The organism is Streptomyces sp. NPDC002911 (assembly GCF_053591835.1).
This window is the reverse complement of record NZ_JBSFUO010000003.1, coordinates 530,981-555,124: the sequence shown is the minus strand read 5'-3', so window position 1 is coordinate 555,124 and position 24,144 is coordinate 530,981. Positions and strand designations below refer to the sequence as shown.

Here is a 24,144-nt window from a genome sequence, read left to right as displayed (position 1 = left end):
GGATCAACGTCAAGCCCGGCTTCGGCGCCTCGGGCTTCTACTGGCACTCGGACTTCGAGACCTGGCACGCCGAGGACGGCCTGCCCAACATGCGGACCGTGTCCGTCTCGATCGCGCTGACCGAGAACTACGACACCAACGGCGGGCTGATGATCATGCCCGGCTCGCACAAGTCGTTCCTCGGCTGCGCGGGCGAGACGCCGAAGGACAACTACAAGAGGTCCCTGCAGATGCAGGACGCCGGCATCCCCTCGGACGAGGCGCTGACCAAGATGGCCGACCGCCACGGCATCAAGCTCTTCACGGGCAAGGCCGGCTCGGCGACCTGGTTCGACTGCAACGCGATGCACGGCTCGGGCGACAACATCACCCCGTACGCGCGCAGCAACGTCTTCATCGTCTTCAACAGCGTGGACAACACGGCGCAGGAACCTTTCGCCGCTCCGATCCGCCGGCCCGAGTTCATCGGGGCACGCGACTTCACACCGGTGAAGTAGGGGCCGCGGATGTGCCCAGCCGATCGCGGGTGGAACAAGCAACCATCCTTGATCGCCTTTTCGGGAATGTTCTCGCGCGGCCCGATCCTCCAGCCAGGGAGCGAGCGCGGCCGCGGAGACGCTGTTGTCCTGCGAGAGGTTCGCGGACACCAACATCCCGCCTCACGACCGTCAGGTGCGGCTGTCGTTCCTCGGGTAGTTCTGTGGCGTGGCGAGCCTCAGCCTGCTGGCAGTCGCCCGTGCGCGGGCGTGCTTAGCGCGCGTTCGACAACTCACGCTGCACAGACGGCGTGGCCTCGCCGTGCTTTCTCCGTACGGCTCTGAGAGCCCCGGTCGACCGCTTGATCTTCCCCGGGCGGGGTAGCGAAGTGGCATGGCCACCGAGAACACATCCACTTCTGCCAGCGGTTACGTGCAGCCCGAAGTCGACGTCCGGGCACTGACCGAGGTGCTCGACGGCGAGTACGCCGAGATCCGCGACCTCGTCCGAACCAACCTGGTGAACTCTGCCTCCGTTCTCGAGGAGGCCGACGCGCTCGGCATCGACGCGTTTCGCGAGCGGGTGCGCGAGCTCGTGGTCGAGATGGCTGCGACGGGCCAGACCGGCATGGGTTTCCCGAGCGAGTACGGCGGGGGTGGCGACATCGGAGCCTCGATCGCCGCGTTCGAGACGCTTGCTTTCGGCGATCTGTCGGTGCTGGTGAAGATCGGCGTGCAGTTCGGGCTCTTCGGCGGCGCGATCCTGCATCTGGGCACCGAACGCCACCACGACGCCTATCTGCCGGACCTGATCACCGGGCAGTTGATGGGATGCTTCGCGATGACCGAGACCGGGCACGGCTCCAACGTCCAGGCGCTAGGCACCATCGCGACATACGACGCCGCCGCCCAGGAGTTCGTCATCACCACCCACGGCATCCAGGCACGCAAGGACTACATCGGCAACGCGGCCCGCCACGCCGAACTGGCGGTTGTCTTCGCCCAGCTGGAGGTGTGCGGGAAGTCCGAGGGCGTGCACGCGTTCGTCGTACCGGTCCGGGTCGGCGGCGAGATGGCGCCCGGCGTCCGGATCGAGGACGACGGCCGCAAGATGGGCCTGAACGGCGTGGACAACGGCCGCATCTGGTTCGACGGCGTGCGGGTGCCGCGCGAGGCGCTGCTCAACCGGTTCGCCGACGTCACCATTGAAGGCGTCTACGAGAGCTCGATCGAGAACCCCAACCGACGCTTCTTCACCATGCTCGGCACGCTGGTGCAGGGCCGGGTCAGCGTCGGCGGCGCCGGGATCAACGCCGCCAAGGTCGCTCTGACGATCGCCACGAAGTACGCCGTGCGGCGTCGGCAGTTCGAAGCGACCTCGGACACAGAGGAGCAACTGCTCCTCGACTACGGCCTGCATCAGCGTCGGCTGCTGCCGCTCATCGCGCGCACGTATGCGCTGCACTTCGCGCAGGACGTGGTGCGCACGCAACTGCACGAAGTTCTCTCCGGTATCAAGGACGACGCGCAAGCGCGGCGCCAACTGGAGTCACGGGCCGCCGGCACCAAGGCGCTCGGTACCTGGCACGCCACCCGGGTCGTCCAGGAGTGCCGCGAGGCGTGCGGAGGCGCGGGTTATCTCACCGTCAACCGGTTCGCCGCCCTCAAGGCCGACAGCGACATCTTCACCACCTTCGAGGGCGACAACCACGTCCTGCTGCAGCTCGTGGCCAAGGGCCTGCTCACCCATCACGCGAGCGAGTTCGAGGACCTTGACCAGCTCGGTATGGTCCGCTACGTCACCAACCTCGCCGTCGAGACAGTCATAGAGAAGACTTCGGTCCACAAGCTGCTCGAGCGGGTGCGTGACCTGCTTCCCGGCGACGACGAGTGGGACCAGGAAGCCGGTTTGCTCGACTCGGAGTACCAGCTCGCCATGCTCCGCTACCGCGAGGAGCACATGCTTGCCGGCGTGGCCCGCCGGCTCAAGCGCGGGATCGACCAGAAGCGCGATCCGGGCGTCGTCTTCTCGCAGGTGCAGGACCATGTCATCGCGGTCGCCCACGCACACGTCGAGCGGCTGGTGCTGGAGGCGTTCGTCGACCGAGTGCGTGCGCTGCCCGAAAACGGGAACAAGGTCGCGCTGGGCTTGCTGTGCGATCTGTTCGCCCTGGCGACGATCGAGGCGGACCGGGCCTGGTTCATGGAGCACGGCCGGCTGACCGTCCAGCGCTCCAAGGCGATCAGCCGTGAGGTCAACGACCTCTGCCGTAAGGTCCGGCCCCTCGCAGTGGGCTTCGTCGACGCCTGGGGCATCCCGCCCGAGATGCTGCGTGCGCCGGACCTGGTGGGCTGACCAGGGGGCAGGACACCGCCCGGCCACGACGGGGACGGCGCCGAAGCGCCCGCCCAGGGACCGGGCAGGGACTGGCTCCCAGGCACGTTCCCTCGCCTGACACTTCAGCAGTATCCGGACATCCCGATAGTTTTCGCGAAGGGGGCGGGACCATGCCCCGGTGACCTGACGTACGGAACTCTTCCGCCACGTCTGCACCACCACCGACGAACTGAACCCGTCGGCCCGATCCCGGAACAGATCGGCCGCCTCCGGGCCGACATCGCCCGCCTCGCCCACACCGAAAAGCCGGCGCAGCCCGCCCGGCCACCCGCCCGCGACCACCACCACAGCCCCGGTGCAAGGGTCGTCTCCGCACCGTTTCGCCCCTCGGCGAGCGCAGCAGGCACGCGCGGCGGGCAGCCGGTTGAGCTGGGCCGAGAGAGGTTGCGCTGGTAACCGCCTGGTCCTCTAAAGGATGAACTGCGGCCGGATACCCGTATGCCGTGGTCAGCAAATCTCCACGCTGCTGCTGTGCACAAGACGAGCAACGATCAGGACAGGCGCCGGCGGGCCGGGACCGCCAGGGTGGGGAAGCAGCGGCAAGGCCAGGATGCTCCCACGGCCCCGGTAGATCCCGCGGCGGGAGTGCGTCGCGGGGCAGCGTTGAGCGAGCAGGCGCGGTACTGGTTCGACAACACGCTGGCAGGAGGTGCCGCCGCCCTCATCGGTTGGCTCGCCGTCGCGTGCCTGGTCATCGTCGTCCCGGCGAGCGCCATCCTGGTGTGGACGGACGACCGGGCCCCCGACGACCGGTGGGCCAAGGCCGCAGCGGTGTGGCGGAGCGTCGGGCAGACGCTCCGGTTGGGCGGAGAGGCCGGATCGCCACTGCGCGTAGCTCTGTCGGTCCTCCTCGCCCTGGTCGCCCTCTTCTACGTGTCCACCCTCGTCAGCCTGATCACTGCCGCGATCACAGAGAAGCTCCTCGCCCTCCGGCGCGGCCACTCCGCCGTCCTGGAGGACGGCCACACCGTTGTACTCGGTTGGTCCGATCAGATCTTCACGGTCGTCGCCGAGATCGTGGAGGCCAACACCAACCAGCGGCGGAGGGCCATCGTTGTCCTGGCCGATCGGGACAAGACGGACATGGAGGAGGAGTTGCGTACTGAAGTGGGCGACACAAAGGGCACTCGGATCATCTGCCGCAACGGGCGCCCGACGGACCCGGCCGCACTCGAACGGGTCAGCCCGGCCACAGCGGACGTCGTCCTGGTGCTGCCGCGCGACGAACCCGGCGAGGACGCCGAGATCGTCAAGAACCTGCTGTCCCTCCGGGCGGCGATCGACGACGACTGTCGCGTCCGGATCCTGGCTGTGGTCCGGGACGGCCGTTATCGGCTTGCTGCCACGCTCGCCGCCGGCCCGGGTGCAGTCATCCTGGAGATCGATGACATCACCGCACGGCTCGTCGCGCAGTGCGCTCGGCAGCCCGGACTGTCTCTCGTGTATCAGGAGTTGCTCGACTTCGCCGGAGACGAGTTCTACGTCGTCGACGCGCCGGCCCAGGCCGGCCGTACCTATGCCGAGGTCCTGATGGCCTATATGACCTCGACTGTGGTCGGCATCGTACGGGCGGACGGGGTGCTGCGGCTCGACCCGCCGCCCGACTCGCTCGTCCGTGCAGGCGACCGGCTCGTCGTGATCGCGGAGGACGACGACACCACGGTGGAGGCCTTTGAGCCCGCGGACGTCGACGCGTCGGTGATCGTATCCCGGCCACCGGCAGCGGCGCGGTCAGAAAAGATGCTCCTGCTGGGGTGGAACCGCCGCGCCCGCAGCATCGTCCGCCACTTGTCCGACCACGTCGCTCCCGGCTCGGTCCTGCACGTCGTGGCAGACGAGGGGGAGCTCACCGCCACGGAGGTGAGCGCCGCAGTGGCGGAGACCTCCACCGGCCTTACGGTCGTTCTGCGCCCCGGAGACCCCACCCTGCCCGAGACGGTGAACGGTCTGGATGTCGCCACGTACGACGGTGTCATCGTCCTCGGCCCCGACCGGGGGACCTGTGGCGGTGCACCGGACGACCGTACCCTGGTCACCCTGCTGCTCCTGCGCGATCTGGAACGCACATCAGGGAGCCCGGTCGCCGTGGTCACCGAGATGACGGATGACCGCAACAGAGCGATCGCGCCGGTCGGTCCCGGTGCCGATTTCATCGTCAGCGGCAAACTGGTCGGCCTCCTGATGTCTCAGATCTCACAGAACTGGCATCTCGCCGAGCTGTTCGAGGAACTCCTCGCTCCCGGCGGCAACACGATCGAGCTCAAGCCGGCCGGCCACTACGTGAGGGCAGGGTGCCACGCTTCCTTCGCCACCGTCGTCGAGTCGGCTTCGCGCCGAGGGGAGTGTGCCATCGGATACCGGTGCCGTGACCGTGCGACGACGGGCCCCGACTACGGGGTGCGGGTCAACCCCGGCAAGATCGATGTCCGGCGCTGGAGTGAGAACGACGACGTCATCGTGATCACTCGGCACTGACCTCCTGCGGTGGCCGGCGCGGTGTCCGCTATGTTCCGCGGCGGCGGCCCGACGTCGTACGCACCGGAGAGTGGCAGCACCGGCCTCCAGGATCATTCCGGCGTGACGGCCCAGGGCGTGCAGCCGTCCGGCAGCCTCTGCATCGAGGGCGGCGAGAGGTCGGCGGAACGCGCGAACAACTGATTTTTCGAGTGAGACAGGGATCGAACCGACATGCTCGTGCTCCTCGCCACCCGCTGACCGGAGCCGGGACGTCTCCGCCCCGAGAGGCGTCCCGCGCCAAGGGTCTCGAGACCCGGGGCGGGAGGGTGAGCCGTGGATCCGGGTACGCTCCGGGGTGGCGTAACAGGGTTGTTGGATACGAACGTCGGCCATGCGGACCGTGAGGTGCGGCTGTCGTCCATCGGATCGCTCCGAGGAAGCCACGACTGCGGGTTCAGCGCGTCACCCGCTTTCACCGCAGCCGAAGAAGAGAAGACGTCCTGGGTGCTGACGCGTCACGCGGCACTGATCCGTACCTTCGTCACGCACCTGCTCGCGGGCAATCCCCCGTACCGCCGGCCCGGCGCGCGCCGCACAAGCCCGCGCGACTCGTTGACATGTCCGCAACTGGTCGGGATGCTGGGGGAGCGCTCTTCCATCGATGTAAATCCCCCCGGCGGCCCGGCGGCCCGGCGTCGCAGCGGAGGCCAACCATGGAACGGGACTATGAACCTCTCACGCTTTTTCTCCCGCGCCGCCGCCGTCGCGCTGTCCGGCGTTCTCGCTGCCGTCATGTCGATGTCGTCCGCCGAGCACGCGCAGGCGGAACAGACCATCAGGGCTGCGGACCCGAGTGTGATCAGGGTCGGCGGCACATACGTATCGGTGCAGTCGGCCGGTGGGGGCATCGCTGTGCGGCAGGCCTCCTCGACGGCCGCGTTGGCGTCGGCGCCCGCCCGGCAGGTGTGGTCGGACACGGCCGGCCGCGGTGAGGTCTGGGCTCCGGAGATCGTGCGGGACGGCGGCCGCTACTACATCTACTTCTCGGCCGGCCGCGGGTCGGCCCACCGGATGTACGTCATCAGCTCGGCAGGCCCGGACAGCGGATACACCGGCGAGACGCAACTGGCACTGCCGGACAACAAGTGGGCCATCGACGGGACCCTGTTCACCTTCACCGGGCAGCGCTGGTTCGTCTGGTCCGGCTGGGCCGGCGACACCGACGTCGAGCAGAACCTCTACATCGCGCGGATGAGCAGTCCGACCACACCGACCGGCGCGCGGTACGTCATCTCGCAGCCCCGGGAGAGCTGGGAACGGGTGGTCGGCAACCCGTTCATCAACGAGAGTCCCGAGGCCATCAAGGACCCGAACGGGCAGTTGCATATCGCGTACTCCGCCAACGGCAGCTGGAGCGACCAGTACTGCCTGGCCGACCTGCGGCTGCGGGCCGGTGGCGACCCGACGTACGTCTGGGACTGGTACAAGTCGAACGGCTGCCTGTTCGGCTCCAACCGCGCGACGATGATGTCCGGCTGGGACCCGACGCTGTACGTCAACGGCCCAGGCCACCACAGCTTCGTCCTGCTCAACGGCGACATCAGCACGAGCCCGCCCGCCGGCCCCACGTTTCCCCTGATGTTCCACGCGGTTCCGAAGGGGACGCCGTACGCGTGGGAGAACCGGTACTGGTACACCGGCACGTTCTCCTGGTGGGGCAACACCAGCTACCGCCGGGCCAACGTCCCCGGGCCGACCGCCGACACGGGCTGGAGCCTGAAGTTCTTCGAGTAGGGCAGCAGGCGCGGTCGAAAACGGGGTTTCCGCACTCACCGAGCGACGGGCCTTCCGTTCGTGCCCCGCCGCGCTCAGGGTGCGATCGGCGCGGAGCACCGACTCTGTCAGCCGGAGGGGGAGGTGCCGCCCGCACCGTACCGGCCACGCCAGGGAGCCGGTATCCGTCACGGCACCGATCGCCTACGAGACAGCGTTCGCGTAATAGCGACACCAACTACGCCTTACACCGGGGCTCTCTCAGCCATTACTTTGTGCCCAAGTCCAGCGTCCAGTAGTGGTCCCATGGACCGCCTTGATCATGGCCTACACCAGCCTCGAGAGTTTCACACCTGAGGATGGCGTTGCGGTGCCCCCAGCCAAATCTTTCATCATCTTGCATCCAGAAGCGCACCGCCGCCTCCGGGGTCGTGAACCCTACGGCTACGTTCTCTGCCCGCCAGGTGCGATAGCCTGCCTGGTCCATCGGCTCTCCGGGGTCCCAGACTAGTTTTCCACCAGGGCCGCGGTGCATGTTGTCACCGGTAGTAACCCACTCCTTGGGTTGCTCTCTCAGAAAGGCGGTGTGAGCGCGCGCTATATCCGTCAACTCTGCTGACAGCCCGAAACCTCTTGTGCATGCAGACATGGTTGCACCTGCGGAACTTCCGTGAGGCGGATAATTTTCCGGATGCGTACGTGCGTCGTTGATCAGGTCGAATAGAACGCTTACTTCGAGGGCCGGTTCGATAGCCATAACATTCCTCCTGGGAAAGGTCGCCCGCTGCACGTCTGCGCCAAGTGCCTCGGCCGCATAACCTGACCTATTGAGCTGTTGGTTCGTCCGGGAGTCTCGGCTATGCACGGACCGTCATCAGCCGCACTCGCGCTCAGGCTGAAGGAAGGACTTCGTCTCAAGCTGAGGGGCGTCTTGCCGTTGCACTTTTCTCTTCCAGAGTAAACGGGATGCGAGATGCGCACCTCCCGCGGCGGTGAAGAACTGCTACCAGGCGGCGCGGGCGCGCGTGGTGGTGCGTACGTCCTGGCGTGCCAACTCAGGCGAACCTCGCCATCGTGACGCTCTCGCCCACGCAGCTGACTACGAGCGCCTGACCTGGCCGGAGCGGGATACTTCGCTCGCCGTGGTCATCAAGCGGTCCGCCGCCATGCGTGACAGCAGCCAGCCCCCGGGGTCGCAAAGCGGTCGCCCAACTGCGTTTGGCCTACGTTCTGTTCGCCCCGCCCGGAGCACGGCGGACTGCCGAACGCCTCCGCGTTCGCTTCGTGTCGGGCAGGTCGAACGTGGTGCCGTCAACCGCGGTCAGTCAAAGCCCATAGGGACGCTCGGAGTTGATGGCATCAAGTTGGCTTGATCCAACCCAGGCGATGGGAGGAGCGCGACTCGAAGCAGGAGAGAGAGGTAGTACGGGCCGATTCCGTCGCCCTCCAGGTTGCCTACGAAGGCCTCGAGCGCCGGGCCAACCCGCCTTGCCGCCTACGTCCGGCCACAGGATCCCGGGGTGCACGCGGCCGGCGCCGGGGTTCTCCTGAGCCAGTCCACGTGGTGCGGCTCCAGTCCGCCGTTGTCGGCCAGCCACTTCATCAGCCGGGCGGCCACGTGGACGGCGCGTGGGCTGCCGTCCACGTGGCGAGAGGGCTCTTCGGGCCCGCCGCCGGCCTCCCGCAATCCTGAGGATGGCCGTGGGCGTCTACCCGCCCCGGGTACTCAGTCCCTTCGCAGCCGGCCCGTCGAGAGGGGCAGGGTGGGGGCGGCCGCCGGGCCGATCGCCCCGAGTACGGAGGCCGGTCGGGCCACCCGCCCCCGCCATCGAGACCGACCCCGTCCTCACAAATCGCCGACGTCGCGGCATCGACTGCGACAACGCGCTCCGCCTCATGCCCGTACTGAGGCGCGCCTGAAGCGTGTTGCAGACGCCTCAAGGCCGCACGCACCTCGGTGGTGGTCGCGGGTCGGGCACTCCGCCTCGTCCGCCACCGGTCCGACCACATCACTTCCGGATCGGTTCTCCACGTCGTGGCAGACGGAGGGGACTTCACCGCCGCTGGGGTGCGGGCCGCGAGTGCCGAGGCCTCCACCGGCCTCACGGTTCAACAGGGCGATCGCGCCGGTCGGCTCCGGTGCCGATTTCGTCGTCAGCGGCAAGCTGGTGGGCCTCCTGATGTCTCAGAACTCGCAGGACCGGAATCTCGCCGGGCTGTTCGAGGAACTCCTTGCTCCCGGCGGCAACACGATCCAGCTCAAGCCGGCGGTCCACCACGTTTCGGGCGGGGCGCCACGCCGTCGCCGTCGTCGAGTCGGCTTCGCGCCGAGGGAGGGGTGCCATCGGATACCGGCGCTGTGACCGTGCGACAACTGGCCCCGACTACGAGGCGCGGGTCGACCCTCGCACGACCGAAGCCCGGCTCCGGAGTGAGCACGGCGATGTCATCGTGATCACCGGCACTGATCTCCGGACCGTCGGCATGGGCGCGGGCGGCTTCAAGTCCGTTTCCTGACTGGTCACTTGATCTTTCAACATCTGCGCTGTTAGCGTCGGCACGACCTCTCAGGAATGGATCCCCCATGCGTATAAAGGCCGTCGCCCTCGCAGCGATACCCGCAGCCTTCCTCGGTGTTATGGCATCCGCGCCCAGCGCTTCGGCGTGGGCTCCCGCCAACTGCCCGGAAGCCTCGTTCTGTGTCTGGCCCGATTATTGGTACGGCGACACCGATACGCCTCCGTCGCTGGCGACCGAAGGTGAGTGGTCCGGCAGTGCTCGCGGCCACATCTACTACAACAGAACGTCCCAGGACATCACGATGACGTACGTCGTCGTCCAGGACGAGGGGCAGGGGCCTACGTACACGGCATGTGTCAGCAGCGGCCACGGAAGTTACTTCACCCAGCCGATGTCCGTCACGAAGGTGGCCTTGCGCGAGGACGACGGCAGCCCCTGCTGGTGACGGCTCAGCAGTCGGTTCCTGCGTTCCCCCACAGGCGAGGAGAGGCGGGGCCGCCGGTAGCAACCCTGAGCGAGGTCGGACATCGTTGTCGAGTTCTGGTCGGCACCTCGGCGGACCGGCTGTGGAACTCGCAGGAAGTGATCTTGTCGGTCAGTGGCCCGGCGAGGCCACCCGCGCGCGGCACAGGAGAGCGCGTCGCGACGCAGGTGGCCTCCAGCCCCGGTGCGTCGGGGGAGATGGTGAAGCAGTTGCCATGACGGTCGGTGGGCGTTCGTGATCACGGAAGCAATCGATCTCGACACCGTCACCCGGGACGACGGCCGGAGCCAGGAGTGCGGCCACGGCCCGGAGCCCGTGACGCGGAGGCGCCGCCCTTGAACGCTGCGCTGCGGGGCCCGTGTGTCGGCACCGGTCCCGCAGCGCGCTTGCGGACCCGCTGGGTCGCCCTGTGGATGCCACTGGAGGAAGGGGCCTTGTCCTGCCGCAGGCGCGATGATTGGCTCGTCCGTGCCCCCGGACACACCCAGCGCGGAAGGTTGCCCCTGCGATGACGATCCCCCTGTCGATCGGCCTCGTCCAGACGGCCGCGCGGCATCACGCCGCCGACGATCCGGACGCGTTTTCGGCTGAGGTGCGTGGCGTCACCGAGGCGCATCCCGGCGTCCTATTGCTCGCGTATCCGGAACTCCACCTGTGCGGCCACAGGCCCGGCGAGGACCCCGAGACGGTCATGACCGCGGCGGCCCAGCCGCTGGACGGGCCCCGCGGTACCCAGCTGGCGGCCCTCGCCCGCGAACTGGGCATCTGGCTCGTGCCCGGCAGTGTCTACGAGCGGGGCGCGGACGGCCGGATCTACAACACGGCTCCGGTCTACTCGCCCGCGGGTGAACGGGTCGCGGAGTACCGCAAGATCTTCCCGTGGCGGCCCTACGAGACCACGGCGTCCGGGAACACCTTCGTGGTCTTCGACATGGAGGGATACGGACGCGTGGGTCTGACGATCTGCTATGACGCGTGGTTCCCCGAGACGACCCGCCACCTGGCGTGGCAGGGTGCCGACCTCGTACTCAACCTGGTGCGCACGCCGGGCGTCGACCGCGCTCAGGAAGTCGTGCTCGCGCAGGCGAACGCGATCGTGAACCAGGTGTTCATGGCCAGCCTCAACGCGGCGGCCCCGGACGGTATGGGGCGCAGCGTCGTCGTGGGCCCCGAGGGGGACCTACGTGCCGAGGCCGGCCCCGGCCCGGAGGAGGTCCTGACGGACGTGCTCGACCTCGCCGAGGCCCGACGGGTGCGCGCACAGGGCACCGCGGGCCTCACCCGGGTGTGGGACCCGTTCGAGGACGACCAGCCGCCGCTCGAACTTCCCCTGTACGCAGGCCGGATCGATCCCGAACGGTGGCGCCGCGGGCCCCGCCCATGAGACGGCCGCCCTCGCGGTGACCGCCCCGCCGGACGTCGGCCCAATGGTCCCCCCTCGCGGCGCGAGGGGGGACCGGGTCTCCGCCTCTCACCGGTCGGACGCGGACCTGCTCCGTAGCCAGACCGTGGTCCACGGCGGGAGCTCGTCACCGGACAGCGGGCCGGAAGCCAGGAGGACCTCACCCTGCGGCAGGGCGACGGGTTCACCGGAGAGGTTGCTGACGGTGTGCCAGCCGTCGGCGCGAGTGAAGTGCAGCAGCCCCTGACGTGACTGCTCCTGCGAGCCGACCCATTCCAGGGACTCGTCCGCGACCAGCGTGCGGCGCATCCGCAGGGCCTCGCGGTACAGCTCCAGGAAGGAACCCTTGTCACCGCTCTGCACGTCCGCGGCGTACCGGCCCCAGTCGGCGGGCTGGGGCAGCCACGAGCCACCCGGGCCGAACCCGAAGCTCGCGCCCTCGTGGGACCACGGAAGCGGCACCCGGCAGCCGTCGCGGCCCTTGACACGCCCGCCGCTGCGTACCCACATCGGGTCCTGCAGGTCGGCGCGGCCCAGGTCGGCGACCTCGGGCAGCCCCAGTTCCTCACCCTGGTAGACGTACGCGGACCCGGGCAGCGCCAGCATCAACAGCGCCGCGGCGCGAGCCTTGCGCACGCCCGTCACCAGGTCAGGGGCCGGTTCCCGGCCGTCGGTGAGCAGCCATGCCTCGATGTCGAGCTTGGCGTAGTCGCCGGGCAGTGCGTAGCGCGAGACATGACGCACGACGTCGTGGTTGGAGAGCACCCAGGTGCTGGTCGCCCCCGCTTCGCGGGCGTCGGCCAGCGCGGAGTCGATGATGGTGTGCATCTCGGCGGCGTCGAGCCGTGCGCCGAGGAAATCGAAGTTGAACGCCTGCCCCAGCCCGCCCCCGGAGGCGTACGCCGTACGCCGTGAGGCGCGCACCCATGCCTCGGCGACGGCGAAGCGCGGCGGGTCGTACGCATCGAAGACCTGCCGCCAGCCCCGGTAGATCTCGTGCACCGCGTCGCGGTCCCACAGCGGATGACTGCCGTCGACCGGCAGCGCGCCGGGCTGGTAGCTCTGCTGCTCTCCGAGATCGCGCAGCGGCTCACGCAGGTCCTTGGCGAGGCCGTGGGCCACGTCGACCCGGAAGCCGGCGACGCCCCGGTCGGACCAGAAGCGCAGGGTGTCGTGGAAGTCCTCGCGTACCTCGGGGTTGTCCCAGTTGAAGTCGGGCTGCTGAGGGGCGTAGAGGTGCAAGTACCACTGGCCGTCCGGCACCCGGGTCCAGGCGGGGCCGCCGAAGCTGGACGGCCAGTCGGTGGGCGGGAGTTCACCGTCCATCCCTCGGCCCTCGCGGAAGACGTAGCGCTCGCGTTCCGCCGAGCCGGGCGCGGCAGCGAGCGCCTCCTGGAACCAGGCGTGCTGGTCGGAGGAGTGGTTGGGGACGATGTCGACCATGATTTTCAGGCCGAGCCGGCGGGCTGCGCCGACCATCTCGTCGAAGTCGTCGAGGGTGCCGAGCCGGGGATCGACATCGCGGTAGTCGGCGACGTCGTAGCCGCCGTCGGCGAGCTGCGAGGGATAGAACGGGCTCAGCCAGACGGCATCGACGCCGAGGTCGGCGAGATAGGGAAGGCGGGATGTGACGCCGGGGATGTCGCCGATGCCGTCGCCGTCGGAGTCCGCGAAACTGCGCGGGTAGATCTGGTAGATGACGGCCTGCCGCCACCAGTCCGCGTCGTGCAGGGAGGGGGCGGGGGAGTCACGGTGGTGCATGGTGAGCCTCTCGGGCATGTGCCCAGGGTGGGGTGCGGGTGTGCGGGCAGACGGAGGGGACGGCCGGTGGGACCGGGATGCGTGCGTGGCCGCTCAGCCCTTCACGGCGCCGGTGGTCATGCCGGAGACGACCGACCGGCGGAAGATCAGCACCAGAAGCGCGATCGGCACGGTGGCCACCATCGCACCGGCGAAGATCACGCCGTACGGGACCTGGTACTGGCTGGTGAACAGGGCGATTCCGACGGAGACGGTGCGGCGGTCGTCGGAGCCGTTGAACGTGAGCGCGAGCAGGAACTCCGACCAGGTCGCGGTGAAGGCGAACACTCCGGCCGTGAAAAGCCCGGGCCGGGCCAGCGGAAGGATCACCGTCAGCGCGGTGCGCAGCGGGCCGGCGCCGTCGACCACCGCGGCCTCCTCCAGCTCGCCGGGAATACCGCTGAGGTAGTTGCGCATGATCCAGATCGCGAACGGCAGATTCAGCGCCACGTACGGGATGATCAGGCCCGGATAGCTGTTGAGCAGTCCGGCCTGCCGCTCCATCAGGAACAGGGGTACGAGCAGGGCGATCGGAGGGAAGACCGACAGCATCAGCAGCACCGTCATGACGGCCCCACGCCCGCGCAGTGGCAGCCGGGCGAGGGCGTATCCCGCGAAGAACGCGAGGGACAGGATCAGCACGGTGGAAACGCAGGCCACGATGACGCTGTTGAGGAAGTAGTGGCCGATCCCGTTGCGCAGGAACGCCGTCCCGTAGTTGCTGAGGGTGGGGTCCGCCGGCAGCAGGGAAGGCGGCGTCGCGCTGATCTCGCCCGGTCCCTTCAGGGAGGCGGACGCCATCCAGATCAGGGGAAGCAGGGCGCACCCGGCGATCAGCAGCCCGCCGATATTGACGACATTGACATAGCGGCGCACGCCTGTGCGCGGGACGTGGCGGCTCATGCCCGGCCCTCCTCGTCGACTTGGGTGCGAAACACGCGCAGGAACAACAGGCAGCAGCCCAGGACGATGGCGGCGGTGGTGACGGCGACGGCGGCGCCGCCTCCGAAGTCGAGGTTCTGGAAGAGGATCCGGTACCCGAGGATCGCCACCGACTGGGTGGCCGTGCCCGGGCCGCCCTGGGTGAGCACGAACGGCAGGTCGAAGATCCCGAACGCCTGGAGGATGCGGAAGAGGACCGCGATGGCGACGATGGGCCGCAGCTGCGGCAGCGTGACCTTCCAGAACGTGGTCCAGGCGTTCGCGCCGTCGATCTCCGCGGCTTCGTAGACGTCACCCGGGATGAGCATCAGACCGGCGAGAACGACGATGGCGACGAACGGCGTCGTCTTCCACACGTCGACCACCACCATCGCCGCCATTGCGGGTACCGGCTCCCCGAGAATGTCGGGCTGGGTGCCGAGCAGCTTCTCGCACAGCCAGCTCACCGCACCGTAGGTGCCGTTGAACAGGTACGACCACAGCTGCGCGGCGACCACGTTGATCAGCGCCCAGGGCAGCAGGAGCAGCGCGAGGATCCATCCGCGGGCGGCTCCGAGGCGTTCGAGGACGAGCGCGACGAGCGTCCCGAGAACCAGCTCGACGAAGACCGAGACGATGGTGAAGCCCAGGGTGAACAGGAGTGCCCGGTACCACTCAGAGTGCGTCAGGAGCGCCTCGTAGTGGGCGAGGGTGGGCGAGCCGAGACGCAGCCCGCCGTACTCGAGCCGGACCTCGTAGAAAGACAGCACCAGCGAGAAGACGACGGGGAAGACTGTCACCGCAGCGACGACCAGGAGGGCGGGGGAGGCGAAGAACCACCCGGTGCGCGCGCGACGGCGGGCGGCGAAGCCCGGGGGCGTCTCCCTCGGCGAGTGCCGAGAGGCCTCGGCGCGCGTGGCGCCGCCCTCGCCCTTCGACGGTGTCCTCGCCCTCTTCATCTGCTGCAGGGAACTCACAGCGCACTTCCTTCCAGGGCCGTACGCAGCCCCTCGCGTGCGGCGCGGACGCCGGCCGCGGGGGAGAGGCTGCCGCGGACGACCGCGTTCGCCGGGGTGTACAGCGACTTGCTGACCTGCGGGTAGTACGGGGTCTGGGTGGGCCGGGCGACGAGTTGCAGGTCGGCGGCGCGGAGCACCGTCGGGTCGCCGGCGGCGCGCGCCTCCCGGCCGTCGAGCACGGAGGTCATCGCCGGGATGACACCGGCCTCCCGGGCGAGGAGGCCCTGCACCTCGGCCCCGGCGCAGAACCGGGCGAACTCCATGGCGGCGCCCAGCTCCTGGGAACTCGGGTTGACGAGATTGCTCCAGCCGCCGGCGCAGGAGATGCCGGAGCGGCCGGTGCCCTCGAAGCCCGGACGCAGTGTGGCCCCGACCTTGCCGGCGACGCGGGAGACCGCGGGGGTGCTCGCGTTGACCCAGGCGTACGACCAGTTGCGGAGGAACAGCCCGCGTCCGCTGACGAAGGCGTCCTGCGCGTCCGATTCCTCGTACGTCGCCACGGTGCGGGGTGTGACCCCGCTGGCGGTGAACTCGGCCATCAGCGAGAACGCCCGCTCCGCCTCCGGGCCGCCCAGCGCGGCCCTGCCCCGCTGGTCCAGCACGGTGGCGCCCGCGTCGGCGAGGAACTCGGTGACATTGGCGGTCAGCGATTCGGTCACCGCCGCCTGCCAGAGGAACCCGGCCTCCGCGTCACCCGCGGTCTGCACGGTGCGGGAGGTGTGCAGCAACTCCTCCCAGCTGCGGGGGACGCGCAGCCCGTGCTTGGTGAGGAGGTCCTTGCGGTAGAAGAGGTAGGTGCTGTCGATGAAGAACGGCACCGCGTATACCTTGCCCTGATAGGTGGAGCTGCTCCGCAGGGCCGCCGGATAGGCGTCCCAGAAGTCGTTCGGCAGAAGCTTCTCCACCGGCAGTGCGAGCGAGGAGTGACCGAACTGCGCGGGCCACGTCGTGTCGCCCAGATACACGTCGGGCTGGTCGGACCCCCCGGCGAGCTGGGTGGCGATGGCGCTGCGGTTGCCGTCCGAGGTGGACAGCGCGTTGATCTTCGAGACGCGGATCCGGGGGTGCCGACGCTCGAAGGCACGGATGATCAGATCCGCGACGACGGCGCCCCGTCGTGAGGGGATCTCGGATACCCACCAGGTCAGCCGGGCCGGCCTCTTGGGAACGGCCGCGGCCTGTGCGAGCAGGTCGTCGAGGTCCTTTCCTCCGCATCCGGACAGCAGACCCGCCGCGGCGGTGCTCACGGCGCCCGTCAGCAGTGCTCGGCGGTGCAGGGACATGGCGTACTCCTCCCCTCTCGGGCTGCCCGATGACAGCGCTAGCAAAGTAAGGAGGGCCATGCTGGGGTGTCAACGGTCGCGACCGAACAATCGAGGGAAGGCAGCAAAATGACAGCGCTGTCACCCTGGGTGCTCCTGAGGAGAGACCGGTGTGTTAGCGTCCCGCGCATGGCCGCTGAAACCGCTGAAACCACTGGAAAGGGCGCCACGTTGGCGGACGTCGCCCAAAGGGCCGGAGTCTCGCCCTCGACTGTCTCCCGCACCCTGCGCGGTCTGTCGACGGTGTCCCCCGAGACCCGGGCGCGCGTGGAGAAGGCGGCGCGCGAGCTGTCGTTCGCGATCTCGCGCAGCGCGTCCAGTCTGGTCACCGGGCGTACCGGCCGGGTCGCCGTGCTCGTACCCAACCTCGACTCCTGGTTCCTGGGTGCGGCGCTCGCCGGCATGGCGCCCGCGCTCACCGCGGTCGGTCTGGACATGCTGGTCTACAGCGTCATCGACGCCGAGCAGCGCGCCCGGTTCTTCGATCATCTGCCGGCCCGGCGCAATGCCGACGCCCTGCTCGTCGTCAGCTTCGCGCTCTCCCCTGAGGAACGGGCGCGCCTGGACGACCTGGGCATGCCCCTTGTCTTCGTCAGCCAGCACGAACAGGGCAGGGCCGGCGTCTACGTGGACGACGTGGAGGCCGCTCAGCGCGGCACCCGCTACCTGCTCAACCTCGGCCACCGGCGCATCGCCTACCTGGAGCCCGCCGACGCCTCGGGTTTCGCCTGGAGCAGCAGGGCTCGCCTCGACGGGTACCGCACGGCCCTGGAGGAGGCGGGCATCGACCGGGATGACGAGCTCGTCCGCCAGGTCGCCCACTGGCAGGGGCCGAGCCTGGAAGCGGCGGTGGGACGGCTGCTGAGTCTCGCGGAGCCCCCCACGGCGATCTTCGCCGAGACGGACGACATAGCCTTCAGGCTGCTCACGGTACTGCGCGGGGTCAACGTCCCGGTGCCGCAGGGGATGTCGGTCCTCGGCTTCGACGGCCACTCGATGGCGGAGCCGTGGGATCTGTCCACCATGACGCAGCCCGCCCGCCTCCTGGGCCAGGCCGCAGCGGAACTGGTCCACCGGGTGATCCATGACCCCGAGGCGCACCGGGAACGGCACGTGGTCCTGCCGGTGGAACTCGTCCCACGGGGCAGCACGGGCACGGCGCCGGCCCCGAGCGCGCAGCCCGACGACGGGGACGGCAGTCCGGCACACCGGGTGTGACACGAGCCGGACCGTGGTGGCGGTCCGGGGCTGCGACCCGGCGATGTCACGGTTCGGCGCCGCGTCCGAGTGGCAACTGGTCGTCACCCGCAGCGGCGAACCGGGCTCCGCGGAGACCGTCGTCGCCGCTCCCGCGTCCCACACCGACGAAGTGGTAGCGCCCCCGGCCCGCTCCAGGTCGGCCGTGGCCACACCGCCGACGGCGGCTGGGGCGAGCACGTCCACGGAGGAGCGGACACCGTCCGCGTCTTCGGCGGAGCCCTCACCGCGTCCCAGGTGAAATCGTTCGCCTGCCTCTACTTTCGCCTGCCTCTACTGAGGCTGCACTCTTCCTGATGACGCCTGGACGGCGACGCCGAGACCTGGTGGCGCCGTCCAGGCCGGCGCAGTGAGGAACGTTGCGGTTCCTGCTGTTCACGAGATCCGTCTCACCATGTGGTGCGGACGTTTGACATTAGATAAGCTTATGGGTAATAAAGGTGTTGCTTTGGCCATTTGTTCACGTCCTGCTACCCACGGGCTGTGAGGGCTGCTCCGCCTAGACGAATGAGTAACGCCGTGTCCCACTCCGCCCCCGCCCGCGCATCCGCCGACCCGGCAGAGGAATGGGAAGCCTGGCGTGCCGAGCGTCATCGCGCGCTCACGTCCGCGACGGGCAACCTCGCTCTGGTGGAGACCCGCTGGGCCCCGGCGGGCGAGGTCCCGGACGCGGCGGACGCCCGCGCGGACCGGGCAAAGACCGTGACGGTCACCACGCTCCAGCGCACCGACCGGGTCACCGGCGAGCCCGAGCACGGTCTGCGCTTCTGGGACGCAGACGCGCCCGCCATCCGGCACTTCGACCGGGTCGACGCCTTCCCCTACGACCCCGCCTGGGTCCTGGAGGCCTCCTACGCGCCCGTCGCCGGTGCCCGGAGTGTCGCCTTCGAGCACATCCGGGACAACGGTGGCAGCCGCGACCTGGTCGTCCCCGGCGACATCACGCTCACCGTCGACGGCCGCGCCTACACGCTCAGCGCCTTCGACGACGACGGCACCCCGCTGCTCGTCTTCGGTGACCCGACCAACGGTGACACCACCTACGGGGCCGGCCGCTTTCTCTTCGTACGTCGCACCGACGACGAGAGCCGTGTCGTCCTCGACTTCAACCGGGCCTTCGTGCCGCCCTGCGGATTCTCCGATCAGTACAACTGTCCGATGCCGCCGCGGCAGAACCGCTTCCACCTGCCCGTCGAGGCCGGCGAGAAGCTCCCCGTCCTCCGCGACGGCTTCGACGCCCAGCACTGATCCTCCCGCAGCTTCCGGCACCGAAAGAGCCCTCACGCCATGAGCACCAAGAAGAACGTCCTGTACGGCACCGCCTCCGTCGCCGCCCTCGCCCTGGCCCTGACCGCCTGCGGCGGCTCCAGCGCCTCTGGTGGCACCTGGGACAAGGACGCGGTCGTCAACATCGGCTCCCTCTACGAGCCGCAGAACCTCGACAACACCGCCGGCGGCGGCCAGGGAGTCACCGAGGCGCTCAACGGCAACGTCTACGAGGGCCTGTTCAGGCTCACCGACGAAGGCAAGGTCGAAAAGCTCCTCGCTCAGGACTACGAGACCGGCGCCGACGGCCTCACCTACACCTTCACCCTGCGCGACGGCGTGAAGTTCCACAGCGGCAAGGCCCTCACCAGTCAGGACGTCAAGTACAGCCTGGAGAAGGTGATCGCGGACGACTCTCAGTCCGCCCGCAAGAGCAACCTCGAGGTCATCAAGGACATCGCGACCCCCGACACGCGGACCGTGAAGATCACACTGTCCAAGAAGTCGATCTCCTTCGTCTACAACCTCTCCTACGTCTGGATCATCAACTCCACGGCGCAGAACCTGAAGACGACCGAGGACGGCACCGGCCCGTACGCCCTGAACAAGTGGACCCGCGGATCCGCGCTGAGCCTGGGCCGCTTCGCCGGCTACTGGGGCGACGCCGCTGCCAACAAGCAGGTCGTCTTCCACTACTACAAGGACGCCACGGCGCTGAACAACGCGCTGCTGACCAACGCCGTCGACGTGGTCACCAGCGAGCAGTCGCCCGACGCTCTGGAGCAGTTCAAGAGCAACGGCACCTACACGGTGAACGACGGCGACTCCACCACCAAGCTGCTGCTGGCGTTCAACGACAAGGCCGAGCCCTTCACCGACGTCAAGGTGCGTCAGGCCGTGTCCGCGGCCATCGATGACGAGAAGCTCCTGGACTCCGTCTGGGGCGGCTACGGCAAGCCGATCGGCTCGATGGTACCGCCCACGGACCCGTGGTACGAGGACCTCACCGACGTCGACGTCCACGACGTGACGAAGGCCAAGAAGCTGCTCGCCGAGGCCGGTTACGCCAAGGGCTTCAGCTTCACCCTCGACACCCCCAACTACGACCCGCACCCGACGGCGGCGACCTTCATCAGGTCCCAGCTCGCCAAGGTCGGCATCACCGTCGAGATCAACACGATCACACCGGACGAGTGGTACACGAAGGTCTACAAGAACCACGACTTCACGGCGACGCTCCAGGAGCACGTCAACGACCGCGACCTGGTCTGGTACGGCAACCCAGACTTCTACTGGGGTTACGACAACCCGCAGGTCACGAAGTGGGTGGAGCAGGCCGAGGAGGCCTCCAGCACCGCCGAGCAGGCCGAACTGCTGAAGGAGGTCAACCGGAAGACCGCCGAGGACGCCGCGAGCGACTGGCTGTACCTTTACCCGCAGATCGTCGTCGCGAACAACCAGGTCTCCGGCTACCCGCTCAACGGCCTGAACTCGCAGTTCTTCGCCTACGACATCGAGAAGAAGGGCTGATGGCGCGCTATCTGCTGCGCCGGCTCGCCTTCCTCGCGGTATCGCTGGCTCTGGCCAGCGTGGTGCTTTTCGTGCTGCTGCGCATGCTGCCCGGCGACCCGGCCAACGCGCTCACCGCGGTCGGCGCGAGCCCCGAGCAGATAGCCGCGGCCCGCCACTCCATCGGCTCCGACCGGCCGCTGCCCGAGCAGTTCGTCCACTGGCTCGGGCAGCTGGCGAGCGGCGACCTCGGCACCTCGTTCGTCAGTTCGCTGCCCGTGGGCCCCGAGGTCACCGCCCGGATGGTCGTCACCGTGCCGCTCACGCTGGCCGCCTTCGTCCTCGCCGTCCTGGTCGCCGTACCCGCAGGGTTCGCGGCCGCGTACAAGCGGCACACCTGGTACGGCGCGCTGCTCAGCGGCGTGTCCCAGCTGGGCATCGCGATACCCGTGTTCTGGCTCGGCATGATCCTCATCGCGGTGTTCGCGCTGAACGCGGGCTGGCTTCCCTCCGGCGGCTTCCCGCAGGACGGCTGGGCGGACCCCGCCGAAGCGATCCGCTCCCTCGTCCTGCCGGTCGTGACCATCGCCCTCGTGATGAGCGCGTCCCTGATCCGCTACGTCCGCTCCGCCACCCTCGACGTGCTCGGCAGCGACTACCTGCGCACGGCGCGCGCCCTCGGCTCGTCCTTCGGCCGCGCCATGTGGCGGCACGGCCTGCGCAACGCAGCCGTGCCGGTGATCTCCATCCTCGGCATCGAACTTGCCTCGACGCTGCTCGGCGCCGTCGTCGTGGAGTCGGTGTACGCTCTGCCCGGCCTCGGCTCCCTGCTCGCCACCGGCATCGCGCAGCACGACTACCCGGTCATCCAGGGCGTGCTGTTCGTCTCCACCCTCGCGGTACTGGTGATCGGTTTCGTCGCCGACCTGGTCCAGCGGATCATCGACCCGCGGCTGCGCGGCCGACTCTCGGGAGGTGCCCGATGACCGGGACGGACCTGCTCGCCCCCACGAAGCCCTCCAGGAAGCCCTCCACGAAGCGGCGCCCCCGGCGCTCCGCCACCCTCGTCGTCGGCTGCGTACTCGCCGGTCTGATCGCGCTGCTCGCCGTGTTGTCGTTCTTCTGGCTGCCGTACGACGCCGAGGACACTTCCGGCGGACGGCTCGCCGTACCCGGCGACGGCCATCTGCTCGGCACCGACAAGCTCGGGCGTGACCTGTTCACTCAGGTGATGACCGGCTCCCGCATCGCCGTCGAGGCGGGGCTCGGGTCGGTGTCCGTCGCCGCCGTCATCGGGGTCACCCTGGGTGTGCTCGCGGCCTTCGCACAGGGCTGGCTCGACGACACGCTCTCGGCGTTCCTCGACATCCTCATCGCCTTCCCGACGCTGCTGCTGGCCATGCTCATCGTCGCCGCACGGTCGGCGACGCTCGGCTCGGCGGTCCTGGCGATCGGCCTGGCACAGAGCGCGGTCGTGGCGCGGTTGGTACGCATCCTGGTCAAGCGGGTCCTGGCACAGGACTACATCACTGCCGCCCGTACCTCCGGCACCTCCTGGCCGCGTACGGTCCTCTCCCACGTCCTGCCCAACATCTGGCCCACGCTGGTGGTCAACCTCGCCCTGCAGTTCGGGCTCGCGGTGCTCGCCGAGGCCGGGCTGTCCTACCTGGGGCTCGGGGCACCGCCGCCCAACGCCTCCTGGGGCCGCATGCTCCAGGAGGCGCAGGCCACCTTCACCACGGCGCCGGCCGGGGCGCTCGCGCCCGGCATCCTGCTCGTACTGCTCGTCATCGGAGTGAACCTCATCGCCGACGGCCTGCGTGACACCCTCGACCCGGCCACCCGGCGGAGGCGCACGTGACTCTCCTCGACGTACGCGGACTGACCGTCCGTGCCTCCGACGGGCGGACCCTGGTCGACGACCTGTCCTTCACCGTGGCCGGCGGTGAACGGCTCGGCCTCATCGGCGAATCCGGCTCCGGTAAGTCCCTGACGACGCTCGCGGTGCTCGGACTGCTGCCCGACGGCATGACCGCGGCCGGCAGCGTGGAACTGGCCGGGACGCAGACGGTGGGCGCCGCCGAGAAGCGGCTCACCGCCGTCCGCGGGCGGGATGCCGCCGTCGTCTTCCAGGAGCCGCTGACCGCGCTGGACCCGCTGATGCGGCTGGGCCGCCAGATCGCCGAGCCGCTCGCCCGCCGCACCGGACTCAAGGGCAAACCCCTGCGTGAGGCCGTGCGCGACGCCCTCGAACAGGTGCGGCTGCCCGAGCCCGACCGCATCACGCGCGCTTTCCCGCACGAGATCTCCGGCGGTCAGCGCCAGCGCGTCGCCCTGGCGATGGCGCTGGCCTGTGAGCCGAAGCTGCTCATCGCCGACGAGCCCACCACCGCCTTGGACGTCTCCGTGCAGGCTGAGATGCTGGAGCTGATCGACGGCCTGGTCCGGGAACGGGAGATGGCCGTGCTGTTCGTCAGCCACGACCTCGCCGTCGTGTCCAGGGTCACCGACCGGGTGCTGGTCATGAAGGACGGCCGGGCCGTCGAGCAGGGCGCGGTCCACGACATCGTGCGCGCGCCGCGCGAGGAGTACACCAGCGCCCTGGTCGCCAGCGCCCGGAAGCTCGAGTCCGCCCTGGATCTGAGGAGCCCGCGATGACACCCGTGCTGGAGCTGAAGGACGCCTCGGTGCGCTACCGGGGCACGGCGGCCGACGTGGTGCGGGACGTGTCCCTCGCCGTCGAGGCAGGCGAGAGTCTTGCGCTGGTCGGCGAGTCCGGCGCGGGCAAGACGACGCTGCTGCGCTTGCTGCTCGGCCTGGCCCGACCCACCGCCGGCAGCGTCCGTTTCGACGGATCCGACCTGGATCCGCGCGACCGCGAGCAGATGCGCGACTTCCGGCGCAGCGTGCAGTGCGTCTTCCAGGACCCCTACTCCTCGCTCGACCCCAGGCGGCGGGTCGGCGCGATCGTCGCGGAACCGCTGCGCTCCCTAGGCCTCGCCACCCGTTCCACCGCGGCGACCGAGGTGGCCGTGGCGCTGGAGCGCGTCGGCCTCCAGGCTGACGCCGTCGACCGCTACCCTCACGAGTTCTCCGGCGGACAGCGCCAGCGCATCGCCATCGCCCGCGCCACGGTCTGCGACCCACGCGTCCTGCTGGCCGACGAGCCGGTCAGCGCGCTGGACGTCACCACCCGGGTGAAGGTCGTCGATCTGCTGGCCGAGCTGAAGGAGGAGCGGGGGCTGACGCTGGTGATGGTCTCCCACGACCTGTCCCTCGTGGCCTCCCTGTGCGAGCGCACCGCAGTGCTGGAGCGCGGCCTGGTGGTCGAGCAGGGAGCCACCTCCCAGGTGCTCGGCTCACCGGCGCACCAGTACACCCGCCGTCTGATCGAGAGCGTGCCGCGGCTGCCCGGCCCGAGTACGCCGGGGGACGCCGCAGGCTCTGCACCGAACTCTCAGAGGGAGGCCGGGCGCTCGACGAGAAGCACGACCCCGACGCTCGACGAGAAGCACGACCCTGTGGAGACCGACGGCTGAG

Annotated in this window: 19 protein-coding genes; 14 read left to right on the top strand and 5 right to left on the bottom strand. The window is 69.2% G+C overall.

Annotated elements, in window-relative coordinates; genetic code table 11:
- The 4 genes from ACWD04_RS07750 to ACWD04_RS07735 form a co-directional block, all read left to right on the top strand.
- Positions 1–497: phytanoyl-CoA dioxygenase family protein (locus ACWD04_RS07750; RefSeq protein WP_451129208.1), on the top strand; the 497-nt coding region annotated here is incomplete at its 5' end.
- Positions 498–870: 373 nt separating this feature from the next.
- Positions 871–2,832 (top strand): acyl-CoA dehydrogenase family protein, encoded by a 1,962-nt coding sequence (locus ACWD04_RS07745; protein WP_451129206.1) that lies wholly within the window; start codon positions 871–873, stop codon positions 2,830–2,832.
- Positions 2,833–3,477: 645 nt separating this feature from the next.
- Positions 3,478–5,349: a CASTOR/POLLUX-related putative ion channel gene (locus ACWD04_RS07740; protein WP_451129204.1), complete on the top strand. Its 1,872-nt coding sequence runs from the start codon at positions 3,478–3,480 to the stop codon at positions 5,347–5,349.
- A gap of 708 nt (positions 5,350–6,057) precedes the next feature.
- A complete protein-coding gene (locus tag ACWD04_RS07735; protein ID WP_451129202.1) occupies positions 6,058–7,125 on the top strand; it encodes a glycoside hydrolase family 43 protein in 1,068 nt (355 codons plus the stop codon).
- 247 nt (positions 7,126–7,372) lie between these two features.
- Here the strand turns inward: ACWD04_RS07735 and ACWD04_RS07730 are convergent, their stop codons facing one another.
- Complete coding sequence (locus tag ACWD04_RS07730; protein ID WP_451129200.1) at positions 7,373–7,861, bottom strand: CAP domain-containing protein; 489 nt, start codon at positions 7,859–7,861, stop codon at positions 7,373–7,375.
- A 1,324-nt stretch (positions 7,862–9,185) separates the two neighbouring features.
- On the opposite strand from ACWD04_RS07730, the gene ACWD04_RS07725 reads away from it, so the two are divergent.
- The 3 genes from ACWD04_RS07725 (at position 9,186) to ACWD04_RS07715 (ending at position 11,492) form a co-directional block, all read left to right on the top strand.
- Positions 9,186–9,467 carry a hypothetical protein gene (locus tag ACWD04_RS07725; RefSeq protein WP_451129198.1) on the top strand — a complete coding sequence of 94 codons (282 nt, stop codon included), beginning with the start codon at positions 9,186–9,188 and terminating at the stop codon, positions 9,465–9,467.
- Between the two features lie 221 nt (positions 9,468–9,688).
- Positions 9,689–10,069, top strand: coding sequence for a hypothetical protein (locus tag ACWD04_RS07720; protein ID WP_451129196.1), 381 nt, complete (start codon positions 9,689–9,691; stop codon positions 10,067–10,069).
- 547 nt (positions 10,070–10,616) lie between these two features.
- Positions 10,617–11,492, top strand: coding sequence for a carbon-nitrogen hydrolase family protein (locus ACWD04_RS07715; protein WP_451129194.1), 876 nt, complete (start codon positions 10,617–10,619; stop codon positions 11,490–11,492).
- A gap of 87 nt (positions 11,493–11,579) precedes the next feature.
- Here the strand turns inward: ACWD04_RS07715 and ACWD04_RS07710 are convergent, their stop codons facing one another.
- From ACWD04_RS07710 to ACWD04_RS07695, 4 genes are all read right to left on the bottom strand, one after another.
- Complete coding sequence (locus ACWD04_RS07710) at positions 11,580–13,289, bottom strand: glycoside hydrolase family 13 protein (protein WP_451129192.1); 1,710 nt, start codon at positions 13,287–13,289, stop codon at positions 11,580–11,582.
- Between the two features lie 75 nt (positions 13,290–13,364).
- A complete protein-coding gene (locus tag ACWD04_RS07705) occupies positions 13,365–14,213 on the bottom strand; it encodes a carbohydrate ABC transporter permease (RefSeq protein ID WP_451129190.1) in 849 nt (282 codons plus the stop codon).
- The gene (locus ACWD04_RS07700; protein WP_451129188.1) at positions 14,210–15,208 is read right to left on the bottom strand and encodes a carbohydrate ABC transporter permease; all 999 of its coding nucleotides are present in this window, start codon (positions 15,206–15,208) and stop codon (positions 14,210–14,212) included. The genes ACWD04_RS07705 and ACWD04_RS07700 overlap by 4 nt, the downstream gene beginning before the upstream one ends.
- A complete protein-coding gene (locus ACWD04_RS07695) occupies positions 15,205–16,533 on the bottom strand; it encodes an extracellular solute-binding protein (RefSeq protein ID WP_451129186.1) in 1,329 nt (442 codons plus the stop codon). Before ACWD04_RS07695 ends, ACWD04_RS07700 begins: the two co-directional genes overlap by 4 nt.
- A gap of 168 nt (positions 16,534–16,701) precedes the next feature.
- Here ACWD04_RS07695 and ACWD04_RS07690 point away from each other — a divergent pair, with 168 nt between their 5' ends.
- From ACWD04_RS07690 to ACWD04_RS07660, 7 genes are all read left to right on the top strand, one after another.
- Entirely contained in the window at positions 16,702–17,790 is a 1,089-nt protein-coding gene (locus ACWD04_RS07690) for a LacI family DNA-binding transcriptional regulator (RefSeq protein WP_451129184.1), read from the top strand.
- A 546-nt stretch (positions 17,791–18,336) separates the two neighbouring features.
- Positions 18,337–19,077, top strand: a complete 741-nt coding sequence (locus ACWD04_RS07685) for a DUF1684 domain-containing protein (RefSeq protein ID WP_451129182.1) — start codon at positions 18,337–18,339, stop codon at positions 19,075–19,077.
- A gap of 39 nt (positions 19,078–19,116) precedes the next feature.
- Complete coding sequence (locus ACWD04_RS07680; RefSeq protein WP_451129180.1) at positions 19,117–20,625, top strand: ABC transporter substrate-binding protein; 1,509 nt, start codon at positions 19,117–19,119, stop codon at positions 20,623–20,625.
- Entirely contained in the window at positions 20,625–21,590 is a 966-nt protein-coding gene (locus tag ACWD04_RS07675) for an ABC transporter permease (protein WP_451129178.1), read from the top strand. The genes ACWD04_RS07680 and ACWD04_RS07675 overlap by 1 nt, the downstream gene beginning before the upstream one ends.
- Positions 21,587–22,465, top strand: coding sequence for an ABC transporter permease (locus ACWD04_RS07670; protein WP_451129176.1), 879 nt, complete (start codon positions 21,587–21,589; stop codon positions 22,463–22,465). The genes ACWD04_RS07675 and ACWD04_RS07670 overlap by 4 nt, the downstream gene beginning before the upstream one ends.
- Complete coding sequence (locus ACWD04_RS07665) at positions 22,462–23,262, top strand: ATP-binding cassette domain-containing protein (protein ID WP_451129174.1); 801 nt, start codon at positions 22,462–22,464, stop codon at positions 23,260–23,262. The genes ACWD04_RS07670 and ACWD04_RS07665 overlap by 4 nt, the downstream gene beginning before the upstream one ends.
- On the top strand, positions 23,259–24,143 hold the full coding sequence (locus ACWD04_RS07660; RefSeq protein WP_451129172.1) for an ABC transporter ATP-binding protein: 885 nt from the start codon (positions 23,259–23,261) through the stop codon (positions 24,141–24,143). Before ACWD04_RS07665 ends, ACWD04_RS07660 begins: the two co-directional genes overlap by 4 nt.
- Position 24,144: the final 1 nt, after the last annotated feature.